The sequence below is a fragment of the Peribacillus sp. 05N428 genome (assembly GCF_056397085.1).
In genome coordinates, this window is the sequence record NZ_JBFTMS010000014.1 from 56,569 (window position 1) to 74,193 (window position 17,625).

At 37.4% G+C, this 17,625-nt stretch carries 19 protein-coding genes; 5 read left to right on the forward strand and 14 right to left on the reverse strand.

Annotated elements, in window-relative coordinates:
• Window positions 1-411 precede the first annotated feature (411 nt).
• The 10 genes from AC1DIV_RS14790 to yneA form a co-directional block, all read right to left on the reverse strand.
• Complete coding sequence (locus AC1DIV_RS14790; RefSeq protein ID WP_340875998.1) at window positions 412-1,533, reverse strand: NADH-dependent flavin oxidoreductase; 1,122 nt, start codon at window positions 1,531-1,533, stop codon at window positions 412-414.
• A gap of 84 nt (window positions 1,534-1,617) precedes the next feature.
• Window positions 1,618-1,932, reverse strand: coding sequence for a thioredoxin (gene trxA, locus AC1DIV_RS14795; protein ID WP_034312928.1), 315 nt, complete (start codon window positions 1,930-1,932; stop codon window positions 1,618-1,620).
• A gap of 50 nt (window positions 1,933-1,982) precedes the next feature.
• A complete protein-coding gene (locus tag AC1DIV_RS14800) occupies window positions 1,983-2,366 on the reverse strand; it encodes an IDEAL domain-containing protein (protein ID WP_053534614.1) in 384 nt (127 codons plus the stop codon).
• Window positions 2,367-2,466: 100 nt separating this feature from the next.
• Window positions 2,467-2,886, reverse strand: coding sequence for an RrF2 family transcriptional regulator (locus AC1DIV_RS14805; protein WP_034312932.1), 420 nt, complete (start codon window positions 2,884-2,886; stop codon window positions 2,467-2,469).
• Between the two features lie 817 nt (window positions 2,887-3,703).
• Window positions 3,704-3,919, reverse strand: a complete 216-nt coding sequence (locus AC1DIV_RS14810; RefSeq protein ID WP_034312934.1) for a YneF family protein — start codon at window positions 3,917-3,919, stop codon at window positions 3,704-3,706.
• Window positions 3,920-4,003: 84 nt separating this feature from the next.
• Entirely contained in the window at window positions 4,004-4,444 is a 441-nt protein-coding gene (sirA, locus tag AC1DIV_RS14815) for a sporulation inhibitor of replication protein SirA (protein ID WP_053534613.1), read from the reverse strand.
• Between the two features lie 298 nt (window positions 4,445-4,742).
• A complete protein-coding gene (tkt, locus tag AC1DIV_RS14820; RefSeq protein ID WP_318290806.1) occupies window positions 4,743-6,746 on the reverse strand; it encodes a transketolase in 2,004 nt (667 codons plus the stop codon).
• A 230-nt stretch (window positions 6,747-6,976) separates the two neighbouring features.
• The gene (locus AC1DIV_RS14825; protein WP_214773833.1) at window positions 6,977-7,210 is read right to left on the reverse strand and encodes a DUF896 domain-containing protein; all 234 of its coding nucleotides are present in this window, start codon (window positions 7,208-7,210) and stop codon (window positions 6,977-6,979) included.
• Window positions 7,211-7,275: 65 nt separating this feature from the next.
• On the reverse strand, window positions 7,276-7,932 hold the full coding sequence (locus AC1DIV_RS14830; RefSeq protein ID WP_048685962.1) for a YneB family resolvase-like protein: 657 nt from the start codon (window positions 7,930-7,932) through the stop codon (window positions 7,276-7,278).
• Between the two features lie 19 nt (window positions 7,933-7,951).
• Complete coding sequence (gene yneA, locus AC1DIV_RS14835) at window positions 7,952-8,263, reverse strand: cell division suppressor protein YneA (protein WP_477576737.1); 312 nt, start codon at window positions 8,261-8,263, stop codon at window positions 7,952-7,954.
• A gap of 155 nt (window positions 8,264-8,418) precedes the next feature.
• On the opposite strand from yneA, the gene lexA reads away from it, so the two are divergent.
• Window positions 8,419-9,042: a transcriptional repressor LexA gene (lexA, locus tag AC1DIV_RS14840; RefSeq protein WP_048685959.1), complete on the forward strand. Its 624-nt coding sequence runs from the start codon at window positions 8,419-8,421 to the stop codon at window positions 9,040-9,042.
• A gap of 564 nt (window positions 9,043-9,606) precedes the next feature.
• Here the strand turns inward: lexA and AC1DIV_RS14845 are convergent.
• Together AC1DIV_RS14845 and AC1DIV_RS14850 are read right to left on the reverse strand one after the other, a co-directional pair.
• Window positions 9,607-11,139, reverse strand: coding sequence for an esterase/lipase family protein (locus tag AC1DIV_RS14845; protein ID WP_340878499.1), 1,533 nt, complete (start codon window positions 11,137-11,139; stop codon window positions 9,607-9,609).
• A gap of 744 nt (window positions 11,140-11,883) precedes the next feature.
• Entirely contained in the window at window positions 11,884-12,108 is a 225-nt protein-coding gene (locus tag AC1DIV_RS14850; protein ID WP_034312951.1) for a helix-turn-helix transcriptional regulator, read from the reverse strand.
• Between the two features lie 134 nt (window positions 12,109-12,242).
• Between AC1DIV_RS14850 and AC1DIV_RS14855 the strand changes: the two genes are divergently transcribed.
• Complete coding sequence (locus AC1DIV_RS14855) at window positions 12,243-12,881, forward strand: LexA family protein (RefSeq protein WP_340875992.1); 639 nt, start codon at window positions 12,243-12,245, stop codon at window positions 12,879-12,881.
• Between the two features lie 242 nt (window positions 12,882-13,123).
• On the forward strand, window positions 13,124-13,417 hold the full coding sequence (locus tag AC1DIV_RS14860) for a DUF2642 domain-containing protein (protein ID WP_340875991.1): 294 nt from the start codon (window positions 13,124-13,126) through the stop codon (window positions 13,415-13,417).
• 605 nt (window positions 13,418-14,022) lie between these two features.
• Here the strand turns inward: AC1DIV_RS14860 and AC1DIV_RS14865 are convergent.
• Window positions 14,023-14,712 (reverse strand): N-acetylmuramoyl-L-alanine amidase, encoded by a 690-nt coding sequence (locus AC1DIV_RS14865; protein WP_072272809.1) that lies wholly within the window; start codon window positions 14,710-14,712, stop codon window positions 14,023-14,025.
• A gap of 686 nt (window positions 14,713-15,398) precedes the next feature.
• Between AC1DIV_RS14865 and AC1DIV_RS14870 the strand changes: the two genes are divergently transcribed.
• Window positions 15,399-16,313 (forward strand): aminoglycoside phosphotransferase family protein, encoded by a 915-nt coding sequence (locus AC1DIV_RS14870; protein ID WP_477576739.1) that lies wholly within the window; start codon window positions 15,399-15,401, stop codon window positions 16,311-16,313.
• Between the two features lie 213 nt (window positions 16,314-16,526).
• Complete coding sequence (locus AC1DIV_RS14875; protein ID WP_223255940.1) at window positions 16,527-16,760, forward strand: CotD family spore coat protein; 234 nt, start codon at window positions 16,527-16,529, stop codon at window positions 16,758-16,760.
• Between the two features lie 66 nt (window positions 16,761-16,826).
• Here AC1DIV_RS14875 and AC1DIV_RS14880 read toward each other — a convergent pair whose 3' ends face one another.
• The gene (locus AC1DIV_RS14880) at window positions 16,827-17,288 is read right to left on the reverse strand and encodes a GNAT family N-acetyltransferase (RefSeq protein ID WP_063592965.1); all 462 of its coding nucleotides are present in this window, start codon (window positions 17,286-17,288) and stop codon (window positions 16,827-16,829) included.
• Window positions 17,289-17,625: the final 337 nt, after the last annotated feature.

A 17,625-nucleotide genomic window follows, 5' to 3' on the forward strand; every position in this document is an offset into this window, starting at 1 on the left:
AAGACAAAAAAATAAACTTACAGATAAAGCCCTCGTCGTATAGATGAACTGTGCCCCTATTTACGGGCAATAAAAAAAGTGCCTAAGCAGCTAATAAGTGGTCCCGGTATTGTACCAGGGCCTTTTCTTTAGCCCTATTGATAACGATGATTATTATATTCTTCTATAACTCGAATTGGGTGCTCTTTTTTATATTGCCTTTAGAAATAAACAGTTGGAAAAAACACTCAATTATTCTTTCTTTTCAAGGATTCAATCTAAAAATAACTATATAGATTCTTTACTCTTTTCAATGACTCTTCTATAAACATAAATAACCCTGGATAAGGAACATTTTTATATGAGTTCCTTATCCGGGGTTATATGAAAACCATTATGCATTTTTTATTTCACTAATATAAGAACGTTTATTTATTCAATCCCCGGAAACCATCCTGAAGAGTGGATGATCGCTTGCCATAATGGGTCTGGAATATCAAGTTGCTGCTGATTTTCTTTGTTTATTTTGGTCACGATTTCAGCTTCCCTGCCTTGTTCCACTTTTTGTACCCATTCCGGATCAATTATTATTTCACGCCCTAATGCGATTAACGGAACCCCCGACTGCAATGCTTTGATCGCATCATCTGCTGTATAGATGGAACCCACACCAATTAATGGAACTTGATCTCCGATACGTTCTTTAATGATCTCTATCCGAGGTCGGTCAACGTCGGTTCCCCGTCTTGCTTTCGACCAGAAATCCATTAATGAAACATGAAGATAATCCAGATCCTTTGTTACAAGCCCATCAATTAATGCAAGTGTATCATCCATGGTGATTCCTGGTGTTTCCGGTTCTTCCGGTGAAAAACGGTAACCTACGATGAACGGATCCTTCGCATGTTTGGCAACCGCCTTTTTCACTTCATCCACAACCGCTAATGGAAAAGTCAGGCGCTTTTCAAGAGAACCGCCCCACTTGTCTTCACGACGGTTCGAATGCGGCGAAAAGAATTGCTGTAGCAAGTAACCATTTGCACCGTGAATCTCGACACCGTCAAATCCCGCTTCAATGGCACGTCTGGTGGTTTCACCAAAGTCGAGAATGATCGATTCTATTTCCATTTCAGAAAGTGGACGTGGAACTGCTTTCCCTTCACCTTCCGATGGGATATTGCTTGCACTGACAACATCACCATTTACCAATTCGGGTGGAACCTCTCGGCCGCCATGAAAAATCTGGAGAATTGCCTTTGCCCCTTTCGCTTTAATCGCTGATGCCAAACGACTTAGACTAGGTATCAATTCATCCTGATCTCCGCCAAATTCCCCGTGGAAACCTTTGCCATTAGCCGTCACGTAAGTACATGCCGTTATAACCATACCGACCCCGCTTGACCGACGTTCATAATAGTTAACTTCCGCGTCGGTTACAGTCCCGTCAGGATTAGAAGAGAAATTTGTCATAGGTGCCATCACCAATCGATTTTTCACTTCTAATTTCTTTCCTAAATTGAACGATTCAAATAATGGTGTATATTTAGAATTCATTTAGTAATCCTCCATTTAGTTACCCACCATGTTGGTTGGTATAAGTCCTTAATTCACAATATCATCCGCGTATTATGATTATAATCATGCATATTTTGCGATTAATGCCGAAATGGCTTCTTTTGGCTGGAAGCCAATAGCTTGATCTACCTTTTCTCCATCTTTGAATAGAATAAGGGCTGGAATTCCCATCACTCCATATTCGCTCGTCGTATCTGAATTTTCATCCACATTAAGTTTAACGATCTTAACCTGATTACCCATTTCCTCATCGATTTCATTAAGAACTGGGGCAATCATTTTACACGGACCGCACCATGGTGCCCAAAAATCAACCAATACTAAGCCTTCCTTGATTTCACTAGCAAAATTATCATCTGTAACATGTTCTATTGTCATGATCATTTCCTCCTTGTATTATCCGAAATATTTATGATCTTTACTCACATCTATTTAAAATCAAGTTTTGCGATTCTATTTCCCGGGATTTGAACCTCTGATTTCCGGGCAGTTATTTTCGGGTGGATTTTGATGGATTCCAATTTACCGGATAACTCCATAAACCATGTTTCATCTTTAGAAAGTAAAGCCAAATCAATTAAGGCCAAAAGATGAGCTTCGTTACTTATTTCTAGATCCGGCAGTTTTTCAGTCCATTTACTCGGAATCCAAATCGATTTCCCAACCGCTTTTTCATTGTCACTTTCAACTACATTCACTTTAATGATTTCTCGATTATCGCTTACGGTTTCAACGAAACCATGGATTAGTTCCCCATCTCTTGATTTTCCCTGTACCCAATCCCCATTTTTGAACAGATTATTTTCAACCATTTCCTTAGCACCCCTTTTATGTTCATTTATTATTGAAACTATAGTTATTAACTGTATTAATAAAATATACATTTTGTGCAAAGAAAAAACTAAATCAATATCACGGACATTGTTTAATTTTTTCCAAAAATGTGCTGAGAGTTATATCTTCTAAATATTTTTCGAAATATAATTCAGCTTCATCAAATATTTGATCCATGACTACCTGGGTATTTGAAGATATGACACATTTTTTCTCCGGATCACCTGTACACCACTTTGGTTTCAGGGTTCCATGTGAGACCGCTATATAAATATCCGCCAAACTTACCTCTTCAGGGTTACAGTCTAGAATATAGCCTCCGCCCACACCTTCTTTAGTCTTAACAAATCCCTTTTTTCTTAAGCTGCTCATCATTTTCCGAATCCTAGCCGAGTTTGTACAAACGTTTTCTGCAATGGACTCACTGCTTGCCATATGATCTGGTAGATAAGCTAAATAGACCAAACTATGCACAGCTATTGTAAAATCACTATTCACTTTGCGTATCCTCCTCAAGGGGATTACTGTAATATTAATATTTACAGTTAGAAAAGTCAACTCAAAAACCTCAACAGCTTCCTCCACTATAGTTGAGCGATTTAGTATTGCAGTGAAATCCCCACTTTACGCTTTTATTATTGCCCATGTTAAAGATCCTTAAAGTAAGACTCGGTGATATTATTTAAACCTTAATTATAGATACACTAAATTGACAACAAATCCATTCTTTCTTCATGAATGGTTTTTCTATTTACAAACATTCAAATAAAAAACACCCGATTACTCGGATAATTACTTTAATCAATTTTATATTCACTAACTCATTATTGTATAGTGCTTAAATAAAAAGATTAATAGAAAAGATTTATTATTTTTTACATTTAGATTTCAATTTGAATTTTGATTCCCATTTGTTGTCTTTAAATTTACATTTGTGTTCAAATTTAAGTTCACATATGGGAAAACACACCTTACATTTTTTTACAAGGTCTTTTATCATTCTAACCACCCTCCTTAATACTGTATATGCATCTTTTGATAGAAAGTGTGGACAAGTATAATTTTTTGGCGTTTTAACTTTCCAAATAAAAAAGCCCTCACATAGATTGAGGACTTACCTTACCCTTCCAAAACAAAAACCACCTTTTCTGAAACATTCATTCAGAAAAAAGTGGCTTAAGAAACAAAAATGAAAGATAAACCAAAATTTTATATAAAATCGGTGGAAGGATTCAGACTAAATCCATTTCGATATTATATAAAATTTTGCATCCAATCTTCCAAGAACATTGATATATCAAGGTTTCATGCTATCTTATTTTGTTTGTTGTTTATTCATGGCGCTCATCATTTGATTAATTTTCTTTTGGGATGGTTTCATACCCATTTGCATCATCATCATTTTCAACATTTGTTCGTTAATTGGCGGATTTTTCTTTAAGTAATCCATCATGTATTTACGAGCGATGAAAAATCCCAGCACTACTCCAGCAATCAATGCCAGTACGCCAACTAGAATGTAAACCCACATACTATTTCCTCCTTCATGTTGTCTAACATCAGTGTACTAGACCAAAGGTTATTATACAATACCCGCTACCGAAAAGTCCCCCATTTAGACAAATTTTCTTTCTTTTATCGGTTTTAACCAACCGTATTTTTCATGTTCAAAATCAATGGCCAGAAAACTCGCTTCATATTTTCGAATACTTTCAAAGAAAGCCGTCTCCGCTTCATAGTCTCCTTCAGCTTCAAGAGTAATGGAATCATTCTGAATGATTAAAACGGCTTTACTTGATCCGTTTGTTTTTTCTAAATAGTATTTTCCATTTTGAGTCCAATAATTCATCTTTTTTTGCAAACGTTGTTCAATAGCAAACTGCAACTGGATAATCGGGACTTTTTTGGTGACATATTCGATTTGTTTTTGCAAAATACTCTTCAGTCTGCCCCTTGCTTGAATATATTCCAAAAACAAATTGAAAAATAGCTTTTCTCTTCCATAATAATGATGGGCAAATTCATCTTCGATTAAATAAATTTGATAGGTTCTCATCAGCCAATGCCTCCTAGCTTTCCTATTTTGGTCACGAAAACATCTAACTACCAGCAACCTGTCCACTATTTTCCACTATTGATGACTTTCCCCTTTAACTGACACATTTAAACGAAATTTATTTATTCTCATTATATATTGACAAACTAAAAAGATATGTTGTTTGCTGGAGAAATTTTCTTCTTTTTTTGTCGAATGGAAGATTTCCTTTAGTATAGAAGCACATTCAATATGTATAATAGGATTTTTTGATAAAAAAACTGACACCAATCTAGTTGGTGTCAGTTCCGCATTACTGTTATTTAAGCATTTCTTTCACACGGGCAACTACATTTTCTACAGTGAAACCGAATTCCTCCATGATTTTACCGCCTGGTGCAGAAGCTCCAAAATGATTGATGGCCAATATTTCACCCTCATCACCTGCATAACGATCCCAGCCAAACGGTGAAGCCACTTCGATAGCTAAACGTTTTTTCACTGCCGGATTGATTACGCTTTGTTTATATTCTTTTGATTGAGTTTCAAATCGATCCCATGATGGCATGCTGATTACCGCAACATCAATTCCTTCGTTCGCTAAAGCATTCTGTGCTTCCACAGCCAAGTTCACTTCGGAACCAGTCGCAAGAAGTAATGCATCGGCTACTTCTTTCTTAGAAGCAGAGATGATGTAAGCACCTTTTGAAACACCTTCATACGCAGTTTCGGAAGTGCCCTTTATTGTTGGCAATCCTTGACGAGTCAGAACAAGAGCAGTTGGTTTATTTGTAGACTCCATAGCCACTTTCCAGGCTGCTGCCGTTTCATTGCCATCAGCTGGACGGATTACCCCTAGGTTAGGCATAGCGCGCAATGATGCTAATTGTTCGATTGGCTCATGAGTCGGTCCGTCTTCCCCTACAGCAATGCTGTCATGAGTGAATACATAGTTTACAGGCAGTCCCATTAGTGCTGCCATTCTTATGGCAGGACGTAGATAATCAGAGAATACGAAGAATGTTCCTCCGTATACTTTTAAGCCACCATGAAGTGCCATTCCATTTAAAGCCGCACCCATAGCGAATTCACGTACACCGAACCATATATTACGGCCGCTGTAATTACCAGGTAATAGATCTGTCTCACCTTTGATGGCAGTATTATTAGATCCGGCTAAATCCGCAGAACCCCCAATGAAGCTAGGGACCTTTTTGGCGATCGCATTCAGTACTTCCCCACTTGAAGCACGGGAAGCTAATGTTTTACCTTCTTCATAGACTGGAATTTCCTGATCCCAATCAGCAGGCAGTTCACCTTTGATGGCAAGCTCCAATTGCTGTGCTAACTCAGGATGTGCTTCTTTGTAATTTTTGAACAATTCATTCCAAGCTTCTTCTTTTTGAGCACCTGCATCAACAACAGCTTCATTGAAATGTGAATACACTTCTTCAGGTACATGGAAGTCCTCTTCGAATGTCCATTTATATGCTTCTTTTGTCAATTTAAGCTCATCTGCACCAAGCGGAGCGCCGTGAACGGCAGATTTACCTGAACGGTTTGGTGAACCGTAACCAATAACCGTTTTCACTTCGATTAATGTTGGGCGTGCATCGTCGGTTTTCGCTTCTTCAATCGCTTTAGCAATTTCCTGAAGATCATTGCCATCCTCAACGCGGATATATTGCCATCCATAAGATTTGAACCGGTCTGCTACGCTTTCACTAAATGATTGACTTAAGTCGCCGTCAAGGGAAATATCATTAGAATCATATAAAACAACAAGTCTTCCCAGTTGTAGATGTCCAGCTAATGAAGCGGCTTCTGCAGAAACACCTTCCATTAAATCTCCATCTCCACAAATGCTATATGTATAATGATCGACCACATTATAAGAATCGCGGTTATAGCTTTCAGCCAAGTGACGTTCAGCCATTGCCATTCCGACTGCCATTGCAATACCTTGTCCAAGCGGCCCGGTAGTTGCATCTACACCAGCCGTATGTCCGAATTCAGGATGTCCTGGAGTTTTACTGCCCCATTGACGGAAGCTTTTCAAATCATCGATAGATAAGCCATAGCCCGATAAATGAAGAAGGCTGTATAACAGCATAGAACCATGTCCAGCTGAAAGAACAAAGCGATCTCTATTAAACCAATCTGGATTTTTCGGGTTATGGTTCATATATTCGGTCCATAGTTTATACGCCATTGGCGCTGCCCCCATTGGCATACCTGGATGGCCGGAATTAGCCTTTTCAATTGCATCAATTGATAATGTACGAATCGTATTGATAGAAAGTGCATCTAATTTATCTAACATATTGTAAAAACATCCCTTCCTGTAATGTACCTCTTTATATTATAGTGACAAGCATAATATCACAACTAAAATCACTATTTACTGCCTCAATATTAAAATTTTCTAGAAATAAGAGAAGCCCCTATTTAGATTAAACTAAATAGGAGAATACATACATGAATGCACTCTCTTTTTACTCCAAAATGCCAAAGAATCCTCAAATGGAATGTTCCATCAGAGGAATCCAAGCATTAATGTAAATTTCGTTTTTCTTTTATATTTTTTATCTTTTGAGGAGTGACGTCATTACCCTCTGGATCCACGACTTTCACATGCTCCAACGTGTCGGACATGGATTTTCTGAATGTTTCCAAATATTCACTTCTCAATTGGGTTTGCTCTTTCGCTTCAACTTCCGTCAAGCCTTCAGCCTTTGCCTTTTTAGAAAGTACATTTATACGGGCTATTTTTTCTTTTGATAACATAATTTCGCTCCTTCATAATCTGCGGATATTGTCATGGTATTAAAAAAAAAGCGAAATTACAAGTTCTATGATTTACTTTCCTTTGTATTCATTTGATGTTCGAGAAAACGCCTGTTCACAGTAGCCTTAGATACATTGTATCCAAAGCCCCTTAATGTGGCTGCGATTTCTGAGAATGTCAACCCATTGGCACGCAGTTTAATAATTTCTTCAATAGGAATCTCCATACGGTCCCTTCCAGTGGAATTCCTTTGGTTGTGAAGATTTTTTTGAGGACGGTACCCTTTTTCAACGGCTCTCATCATTCCGCGCTTTATTTTAAGATTATGTAGTTTCCTTTGATATTCTTCTACAATGCCCACTATCTGGATGACCATGGCATCCGAATCCGATAACTCCAGCTCCCCATCGTGTGAGAGCGTATAAATTTTCACATCTTCTTTAAGGATGACATGGAAAAGGGCTATTTTGGCATTCCCTCTTCCCAGTCTTGTTTCGTCCTGGATTAAAAGGACTTCAGCTTCTTTGGTTTTAAATAGTTCGAGCATGTCAAAAATGCCATCCCGATTCAACTCATAACCACTTGCCTGTTCTTTTATAATGGAGACAACTTCCACATCCATCTTTTCAGCCAATTTGACTAATTCATCTTCCTGCCTTGCCAATGATGTTTCCTGTGACTCTTTTTCGGTGCTGACCCTACAATAGATTACCGCCTTCATAATACCCTACCTTTACTACTTACTGCTCACTGGCCAAATTCTGGACAAGTTCTTCCCCTTTAACCGGTATGACAATGATTTGTCCAGGTTTTATCGAATCCGCACTGACTCCATTATTCTCTTCTATCCAACCAATGAATTCTTTTTTTGTCAAATTTGTTTCTTCATATTCTTCGGCAATTCCCCATAGGGTGTCACCTTCGCTTACTTCTATAGAAAGGAAATCCTTTTTTTGATCATTGTTCAATGTACAAGAGAATAAAATTGAAAAGATGAATACTGATCCCGCTAATAGAATCGTATAAATATAATTTTTGTATAATTTTTTCATAATAATCCCTCCAAAGCGAATGTTCGTTCGTATGTTATGATCAAATTATAATACGAACGTTTGTTTCAGTCAACAACAAAATTCGAACTTATGTTTGTATAGAGATGGGGGCCATGCTATAATGTAGCAAAGAACATTGGGGAAGAGGTGCACAAATGACAAAACTATCAAAACGGCAGCAAGATATTCTTGATTTCATTAAAGAAGAGGTTCGCCAAAAAGGGTATCCGCCTTCCGTACGGGAGATTGGCGAAGCAGTGGGACTTGCATCAAGTTCAACAGTACACGGACATTTATCCCGCCTGGAAAGTAAAGGCCTTATTAGACGTGACCCAACCAAGCCAAGGGCCATTGAAATAATGAATTTGGAGGAAGCGAACAATATTCCCAAAGCCAATGTCGTGAACGTGCCGTTACTTGGAAAAGTAACAGCGGGCATGCCGATAACAGCTATTGAGAACATTGAAGAATACTTTCCGCTTCCCGAAAGCATGGTTCCACATGATGACCATGTATTCATGCTGGAAATCATGGGTGAAAGTATGATTGAAGCAGGAATTCATGATGGAGATTATGTCATCGTGAAACAACAAAGCAGTGCCAATAATGGAGATATCGTCGTGGCGATGACGGAAGATGATGAAGCCACTGTAAAACGATTCTTTAAGGAACCGGATTACATAAGGCTTCAGCCTGAGAACTCAAATATGGAACCAATTATTTTACGAGATGTTTCGATACTTGGAAAAGTAATAGGCTTATATAGACAAATACACTAAAAGCGCTTCCCGCGCTTTTTTTGTTTGTTTAATTTATGTCCAGAATTCTCTCAATATGCATTTGGAAGAGTAGATATTGAAATATTTTTTAATAGAATCTAGTTTCATGGGAAATTAAACATCCTTTATAACGGATGAAAGTTAGACCATCGCCTTTCTGGTAATATGTACTTTGGAAGAAAGCTCATTGAAATAAAAAAAAGAGGGTTTAAAATCCCCCCTTTACAATTAATTTCACTTTTAACCTTTGGTTCACTTTAATAAGGTTAGATCGACCAAGTCATTCCACCAATATGTCCTGTTTAATTTTCTGGCCATAAGGAGCAATTTGCTTAATGAATGTTTCCTTGCTCATTAGATCTTTCATTACCAAGCATAAATCTTTATTTCCAGGGAACTCACTCCTAAATATATCCACCTAACACCCGTTGAATTAATACTTTTATATAGGAGTACGGCTGTTTACATTGGCGGAATTACCATCTCCCTAGTTACCCGTACCATTTCGCACCTACCTCATATTTCATCAAAAAAATGCCTCCTCAACTAAGAGAAGGCATTTCGCTATTTCTCAATATAGACCGAACGAATCAGCGTCCGGGTTCTTTCGGTACCATCCACATTTTTTTCCTTAACATCTATTGTTACATTATAAACACCTGACTTAGGTACTTCTGGAAGGGTGCCAGTAAAATTTTCAGTATCCATTGCCTTAATTGAGTTTTTTTCACTAATTTCATTACCGGTTTCATCTATCAGATGAACCAAAAATGTTGTACTGATTGGTCTTTTTTTATCATTCATTGGATTCTTTATTAAAAATTTTGCATCTTTTTGCTTAACTTTACCGGCCATACTTAATGTAATGGGATTCTTTTCGTTAAATTGGGCTGTGAACAGGAAGGCGTCTTTTGGCGATTTAGTCTTCATTCGTACTTTCCAGTCACCAATTTCAAGGTTATTTCTGTAGAATGATTGGATGGTTGCACCATTAAAAAAGGAAGTTTCATTTTTGGCTGAATGGACCTTTAAGGAAGGTGAATACTTTTTATTGGATGGAGAAATCAATTCAACCTCGACATCATTTGAGGCTGTATATATGCTTATATTACCTGGGGCCGCTTCATTTACATGGAAGCTTTGTTCGACCCAGACATTTTGTTTCAGGACATCACCCAGAACGGTTTGAGCGAGTGCGGTTGTAATGACATCATCTTCAACTCGTTCTTTATAATTGACATGATATGCAGGAATCCCAGTGGTGGATGTGCTTTTTAAATAGGGTTCAATTCTTGAAAATACAGCTGAGCCAACTCGAATATTGTCGTGATCAAAGTTGGGATCCGTAAATAAATGTGTTGCATAGGGTATTTTTGTACTCCATACATTCACCAGTCCATCATTTTCCCCATATGATGATAAATATTGTCCCCCCATTGATAAGGCTGATAGTACCGGGCCTCTGTTCATACCTGCCACAGTGAAATACAAGTTTTTACGAGAGTTAACATGGTTATCCGTGACAGAACGAAATTCAGCCATTTTACCAACTTGTAAAGAATAAGTTCCCTCATCTTTTTGACCTAATAAGGAACCAAGCCAGCCCGCATACCAGCTATAAGCCAAATCAGCTAGGTGAGAACCATGATGTGGGGAAGCTAAAGTGATCACCCTTCCAACATATTGGTGTGCTCCATAGTGGACTAGAGCCGCTTGGGTGTCTGGGCCCCCTTTGCTGTGAGCTATAATATTTACTTTTTCGCCCCCGAAATGGTTACTGATTTCTGAAAGCATTTGAGCTAATAGCCTTCCATTGGCATATTGGCTCACTGATCCATTTCCAGCTGAATCATGAAGCTGAACAAAAACCGTTTGGTAGCCTGCTTCATACGCTTTGGTATACATATCATTGACGCCATGATATTCCGTTTCACCATACCAGCTGGTTGAACTGCCGTTTTTCCCTTGTACAAACACGATTGGTGGTTTGTTTGTATCAAGATTGGGAGGAATACCTCCAAGAAACCAATCCCCTGGACTGAAAGTTTCGGAGGGCGGTTTCAATTTTCCTGCTGAGGAAATGTCTGGCTTTGCCATAATTAATAGAGTTAGAATGAGGACAAGAAAAACGACATAATTGATTACATTCCTTTTCAAGGGTTATCTCCTCCAATATCATCTGGAATTTTTTTGAACTCATCCAATTATCAATGCCCTCCTTCCATAGCCTTCTTTAGCCTTCATTAATATATAATTGTACTTTTGCATACCATTACCTGCTATCTTCATAAAGATGGGAGAAAAAAACTAGAAGAAGTTTTATTGATAATGGAGAAAAAGTATGAAGATTTGCCTTCCATTCATTTAGGTATGGGGTCTTTTTCATTTTATGAAGACGTGCTTTGAGAGGAAAACATGCTGCCAATTCACGAAAATAGAGTACAAGCCCTTATCCTGCAAAGGATAAGGGCTTGTTCATCCAGATTAACTTTTCCTTCGAATTTGCCATTGTCCATTTGCTCCTATTCATGGTGTTTAGAAGTCCGCCCTATACATTAAGTAAATAATTTTCTTTCACAGCAATTGGCTGACATTTTTGGAATCACTGTATCAATCGTATATTTTCACAAGAAGTTTGGATTTGTACACCTTTTACTACATACAGGTATTTTACAAATGTTCTAATGTCAGCAGCTCCTATGCAACTTCAAAAGAATTAATTTCCCTTTCCTCTTTGTTCCCCTTCTTTCCATCGTTACTTGAATCTTGTCCTATGGAAGTCAGGATTTTATGGATTCAAATGGCCAATCTGTTGAGGAAATGCTTGGTACAATTGAACTTTCAACTACATTTGAAGTGTAGGTCAGGGTCAAAAAAAATGATATCGTCAATCGAGAACCCTACACATTCAGCAAATAAATAAGCCTTATCGATTCGCAAAGGAATCTTATATTGCTCATAGTCAATGTAAGTCCTCTTGGCCATCTTCAGCACTTTAGCCATTTCATCTTGAGTTAATCCTTTATACTTCCTGGCTTGTTTAAGTGTGAACTTAACGCTTGTCATATCTTGTCACCACCTATCTAAAAAAATAATATCACACTTGAAGTATAGTTACCAACAATTTTTCGCAAAATTCACGCACTTTACGTTTACTCACTTTCACTCATAGTGTATATTCAAGTAAGAGGTGAAGAAATATGCACATTGGTGAACGGATTAAAATGTTAAGAAAAGAAAGAAAAATGACACAAGAAGATTTGGCAAATGTATTAAAAGTAGCTCCTACGGCAGTATCAGCTTGGGAATCCGGACGGAATAAACCTTTAATGGATAAATTGAGCATGATGTCCACTTGTTTTGAAATACCGCTATCCCACCTCATTGAAGGAGCGCCTATCGTTAGAAATAATCCTGGAATGGAATTCCTAAATGAAAAGAATGTAAGATTAATTGGTGTCTACGGAAATATCCCTGCTGGAGAGCCTAATTTCACCAACGAATATATAGAAGCCTATATGCCGACATTAAATTCGATGCTTAAATCGGATAAAGAATATTTTTTCCTTAGAGTGAATGGCAATAGCATGAATAAAGAATTCAGAGACGGATCATTGATTCTCGTTGAAAAAACAACCTACCTTGATAACGGGAAAATTGGAGTGGTCTTGATAAATGGACACGATGCTACGGTCAAAAAAGTGAGAATCAATGAAGAAAACATCATACTCACTCCCTGCAGCACGGATCCTTTTTATGAAGAAAAAACCTACAACATAAAAAATGATAGAGTCCGTATTTTAGGAAAAGTGGTTCAAGCCATTAAAATATACGATTAATATCCAACTCGAGGGTTTCATACGGAAAGAAAGTAAAATAAATGAATAATGAGCAGCCATACATAGATTCAATTCATACAGTTTTTATCAACTTAATTGCTGTTGCATTTTAGGTACAAGCCATCATGGTTTGTGCTTTTTAGTATTGTTCTTTTATTTGTCTTTACATAAAATCCTTTTAATTTGTGTCAGCCCATAAAAAAAAAGGCATACCTTACATTAATAAAGGAGTGGAATAATTCATGCGAAATTATCCATATGGAAGCCAAGATAACGTATTTATGCCAGGTCATTATGCGTGTACGAGCAACTTTCCGCAAACGATGAAAACTTTATCACCGACTTATACAATTCCCACAGAACCTGTTCTCTTTGACCATCTAATGATGAATTTAGGTAAAACGATCACTATCGTAACAATGAAGGAATCATTAAAGGGCAAACTTACCGGCGTCGCTATTGATCACCTGCAATTATCAATCGGCGATTTAAAATATCATATCCGTTATCCCCAGATTACTTATTTCATTGAGTGAATGTATTTGGAAACTTTAGTAGGGGCCATTTTTAGTATATTTTCCTTTCATGCAAAAGAATAAAATTGTTTATATCGGGTAATAAAATCATCATATTTTTATAATGCGGTTCACAACCCCCTATAAGAATCTTATAATTGAAGATAAGCATTTGCCTCTGTAGCTCTAGAAGGGAAGAGCGCCGGAAAACATTGTAGCCACCGGGTCGCAAGGTAAGGGTTTCAGAAGCACCGAAAAGCAATTACGCTGAGGCAGGTGGAATTCCTGCCGGTGAAAATCCGTAGGGAAGCGTGTTCTCCCCTAGCCTATGCTTACGAAAGGAGTGCGGGTTCGAATCCCGTCAGAGGCTTACTTCCTGAATAATGCGATTATATATACTCACAGAAAGTGACTCCAAATTGCACAAGTCCACTTTGGCCTTCTGTGTAAATTATTTTCCCCTTGCATTCCTCCCGCTTTTATCGAAGGACCGAATCAGGATGGCAGAATGTACAGTTTTTCATTACATGCATATTCCTGAATCAAAAAGGCCCCTCTCTTTTTGAGAAGGGCTTACTGCGTGGTGTGCTTCTGGAAATTATAAATAATTATTAATTATTAATTATTCATTTCACCCGCAATTTCTGGTTAACCGTAATGGTGTACTGACTGTCAAGACCGTTCCAATCTTTAATTTGCTGAACCGTACTGCCATAAGAATTGCTTAAGGAATATACTGTATCCCCACTAACGACAGTGTGGTATACAGCTGTACTTTTCTTAGTTAGATTGAAGCATTTAACTAAACCGTTTACATGTCCGCGAGCCAGTGATTCGATAAAGGATGACGTTTTCAACTTTGCTGCGTCATTTACATTATCGATAAATCCATTTTCAGTCAGGAGTGCAGGCATGTCCGTTTCACGGAGTACATATAAATCTCCTGTTTTTTGTCCTCTGTCCTGGATGTTGATAAGCTTCATGACCTCTGAATGAATATGATCTTGATACGTTTTCGTTATCTGGTTAGTGGACGTATAAATGTAATCCTCGTACCCAGTTCCGCCGCCGGCATTAATGTGGATGGAGAGAAAAAAGTCAGCTCCCCACGCGTTCGCTGCATTCGTACGATCGTTTAAGGAGGGGTAGGTATCTTGGGTCCTGCTCATTTTCACAGAAACGTTATTATATTCTATCAATAAGATGTCTTTGATTCGAGTTGCAATGGATAAAGTTAAATCCTTCTCTCTCAATCCATTCCCGACCGAGCCTGGATCCGTACCGCCATGGCCGGGATCAATAAATACTTTCACCATTTCTATCACCTCTATTAATCTTATGTTACGTATTAACAAATGCTTGTACACGTAACTATCGGATTAAAGAAATTCTGCCGTTCTCAAAAAAAATACACCCCCTAAAGGTGTAGTGGCATTATTTGATGATATTCGCCCAATGGACGGGAATTCTTTGAAAAAGACTTTTTCTATTTTTTTACTTTCGCATCAGGAATTTTTGGAGAATAAGCAATCTATAATCAAAGGAACAAGAAGATTGAGAAATATTAAGAAAAGTCAACATTAACACAAATTTATCGGTTTTTGGTTTGTTTTATTTATCGCTTCTGCGCACTCTTTAATTGAGTCAATCACTATAGTCGGTTCTGATAATTGCGGAAAATGTCCACTCTTTTCAGCGACACTGTGTTTGCTGTTTCTTGTCAATGAAAGTAATGCCATTAATCAAAACTATATTGGGTTTGCCGTTTCCACTAATATTATATTGTAGCGTCCCTTTCGCAGTTTCCACCTTATATTTTTCTATTTTCAATGTCAGCACCACACCTCACTTTGTTTAGATTAATTCACGTGTGTAACAAGCTATTGGTTTCATTTATATAATTGCTAAATGGATTCTTTGAATTTTTTACGAAAGCTATAGAAAATGATAATGTGAACTTTCATTCCTAAACATTGTACAGGATTTTAAAAGGAGAGATCGTATGATAAATGAATATGATAAGTTTGAACAATTAGTTAAAAAGTTGGATCAAGGAAACAAGCTAATTCGCGCATGGGAATTAATGGGCGGAATTTCTGCAAATGTGACAGGACTGGAAATATTACAATCGTCAGGGCGTATCGTAAAAATGATCGTTCGTCAGCATGGTGATAATGACTTGAAACGGAATCCAAATATTGCTTCATATGAACACAAGCTCTTAGGGATATTGAAAGCTGCCGGTTTGCCTGTACCAATGCCATATTACTTTGAGCAATCCTGCGAGATATTTTCCAAGCCATGCATACTTATCGAGTTTATTGAGGGTAAGTCAGAATTCACCCCCTCAAATCTTAATGATTATATCTTGCAATTGGCAATCAATCTAGCAAAAATCCATCGTGTTAATTGTGCAGATTTATCTTTATCATTCATGCCTAAACTGGAAAATACATATGTAGAGATGTTAAATAATAAAGATAGGGTAATCCTGGACGAAACATTAAATTTGAGCTTGATTAGAGATCTGCTGAAATCCTCCATGCCCCTACCCTCCATGAATAAGGAAGTGATCCTTCATGGTGATTATTGGCCAGGAAATATATTATGGAAAGAGGATAAACTAGTTTCCATAATTGATTGGGAAGACTCAGGTTTAGGGGACCCTTTGACTGACCTTGCCAATAGTCAACTCGAAATTTTATATCATTTTGGAATGCAAGCGATGAATGACTTCACCAATCAATATAAATTCATGATGCCGGAGGTGAATTTTACTAACCTACCCTTCTGGCAATTATTTGCCGCATTACGGTTATCTACATTTCCCGAATGGGGCTTGGAAAAAAGCAAGGAAAATAACTGGCGGAAAAGACACAAGTCATTTGTTCGTGAAGCGATTAACCGAATTCGGTAAATTAATGTTTATTCATTTTTTTTGAAAATGATTGAAGGATCTGATATGCCCGTAATTTTTGATAAAGGCATTTATACCAGTCCCTTTATCATTTATTTTCATAAACTAATAATGACTTTCAAAAAAATCCCAGGAGGTGTTTACATGTATAATAAGCTCTGGGGGCATCCGAAAGGYGGTCAATGTCCACAACAATATTGCCCACCTCACAGAATGCCCACTCAATATAATCCATCTCAAACCTCCCCGACCAAGCAATATGTTAAAACCAATGTCATTAACACTGTTATTCCGGTTTTTCACCCGACACATACAACAACCGTGAATAAACACTTCAACACCTATATACCGCATACCCGAAGTATCGTAAAAGAGTGTTATTCACAAAGTTTTGTTTGTGGAGTACCTCAACCCCCCAGTTATTCGAGGAGAATGTTAAGATATTAATTAAAAAAACCCCGAATCGGGGTTTTTATTAATTCCTTCAACCTCTTGAATTGAGTTACAAAGGATTTACAACTGTCTGAATGCAAACTCCCTATACTTTTTAAAATTTTGTTTCTTATAAAACTCTTTTGCTGCCATGTTTTCAAACCAATAATCCAGTTCAATTAAATCTATATCATTCTTTTTAGCAATATCATAGACCTCATTCATTAGTTTTTTACCGTAACCTTTATGGGTTTGACCTTCAACGATACTAAGCTGATGCACATATACTGATTTATACTCATTTTTAAAAGCACTTTCAGGATAGTTTTTAATTTCAATCCATGCGTAACCAATTGGCACTTCATGTTCTTTTAAAACTAGAAAAACAAAATTATCATTTTCAACCAAATTTTTAAAAGTTTCTTTCATTGCATTATAATTATATTCCTTAAAATACTTAGGATATAGTTTTGCATGCAGATTGTGAACATTTCGATTTAATTTTGCAATTACTTCATGATCCCTGGATTGACTTACATACATAATTATCCCCCCTGCCTATACTATATTACAATCAAGCAACGTCCATATTCCAAATGTACAACAATCCTAGCCACTATCTGATAAATTCATTCCAAAACATCAGTTCCACCAAACCTACTTTAGTTACTTCAAACGCTTCGCCACCACAAGCTGCTGGCAATGGATCACAGACAACTTGCCTAAATGAAGGAACATTAATCTTATAAAAGCAGATGGAGCTTCTGATGAAACGCTTACGGCTTATTCGAAAGCCAAACTTGTCTGCCGCTGGCTTTCTTAACGCAACCTATGAATTGTACTTATTATAAGGAATCCCATTTTCATAGGATAACGTCAG

What these genes read in the sequence shown, in the direction of transcription:
- AC1DIV_RS14790 (WP_340875998.1), bottom strand. Translation starts at nt 1,533, where the DNA reads ATGAATTCTAAATATACACCATTATTTGAATCGTTCAATTTAGGAAAG.
- trxA (WP_034312928.1), bottom strand. Translation starts at nt 1,932, where the DNA reads ATGACAATAGAACATGTTACAGATGATAATTTTGCTAGTGAAATCAAG.
- AC1DIV_RS14800 (WP_053534614.1), bottom strand. Translation starts at nt 2,366, where the DNA reads ATGGTTGAAAATAATCTGTTCAAAAATGGGGATTGGGTACAGGGAAAA.
- AC1DIV_RS14810 (WP_034312934.1), bottom strand. Translation starts at nt 3,919, where the DNA reads ATGTGGGTTTACATTCTAGTTGGCGTACTGGCATTGATTGCTGGAGTA.
- sirA (WP_053534613.1), bottom strand. Translation starts at nt 4,444, where the DNA reads ATGAGAACCTATCAAATTTATTTAATCGAAGATGAATTTGCCCATCAT.
- tkt (WP_318290806.1), bottom strand. Translation starts at nt 6,746, where the DNA reads ATGTTAGATAAATTAGATGCACTTTCTATCAATACGATTCGTACATTA.
- AC1DIV_RS14825 (WP_214773833.1), bottom strand. Translation starts at nt 7,210, where the DNA reads ATGTTATCAAAAGAAAAAATAGCCCGTATAAATGTACTTTCTAAAAAG.
- AC1DIV_RS14830 (WP_048685962.1), bottom strand. Translation starts at nt 7,932, where the DNA reads ATGAAGGCGGTAATCTATTGTAGGGTCAGCACCGAAAAAGAGTCACAG.
- yneA (WP_477576737.1), bottom strand. Translation starts at nt 8,263, where the DNA reads ATGAAAAAATTATACAAAAATTATATTTATACGATTCTATTAGCGGGA.
- lexA (WP_048685959.1), top strand. Translation starts at nt 8,419, where the DNA reads ATGACAAAACTATCAAAACGGCAGCAAGATATTCTTGATTTCATTAAA.
- AC1DIV_RS14845 (WP_340878499.1), bottom strand. Translation starts at nt 11,139, where the DNA reads ATGGCAAAGCCAGACATTTCCTCAGCAGGAAAATTGAAACCGCCCTCC.
- AC1DIV_RS14850 (WP_034312951.1), bottom strand. Translation starts at nt 12,108, where the DNA reads ATGACAAGCGTTAAGTTCACACTTAAACAAGCCAGGAAGTATAAAGGA.
- AC1DIV_RS14855 (WP_340875992.1), top strand. Translation starts at nt 12,243, where the DNA reads ATGCACATTGGTGAACGGATTAAAATGTTAAGAAAAGAAAGAAAAATG.
- AC1DIV_RS14860 (WP_340875991.1), top strand. Translation starts at nt 13,124, where the DNA reads ATGCGAAATTATCCATATGGAAGCCAAGATAACGTATTTATGCCAGGT.
- AC1DIV_RS14865 (WP_072272809.1), bottom strand. Translation starts at nt 14,712, where the DNA reads ATGGTGAAAGTATTTATTGATCCCGGCCATGGCGGTACGGATCCAGGC.
- AC1DIV_RS14870 (WP_477576739.1), top strand. Translation starts at nt 15,399, where the DNA reads ATGATAAATGAATATGATAAGTTTGAACAATTAGTTAAAAAGTTGGAT.
- AC1DIV_RS14875 (WP_223255940.1), top strand. Translation starts at nt 16,527, where the DNA reads ATGCCCACTCAATATAATCCATCTCAAACCTCCCCGACCAAGCAATAT.
- AC1DIV_RS14880 (WP_063592965.1), bottom strand. Translation starts at nt 17,288, where the DNA reads ATGTATGTAAGTCAATCCAGGGATCATGAAGTAATTGCAAAATTAAAT.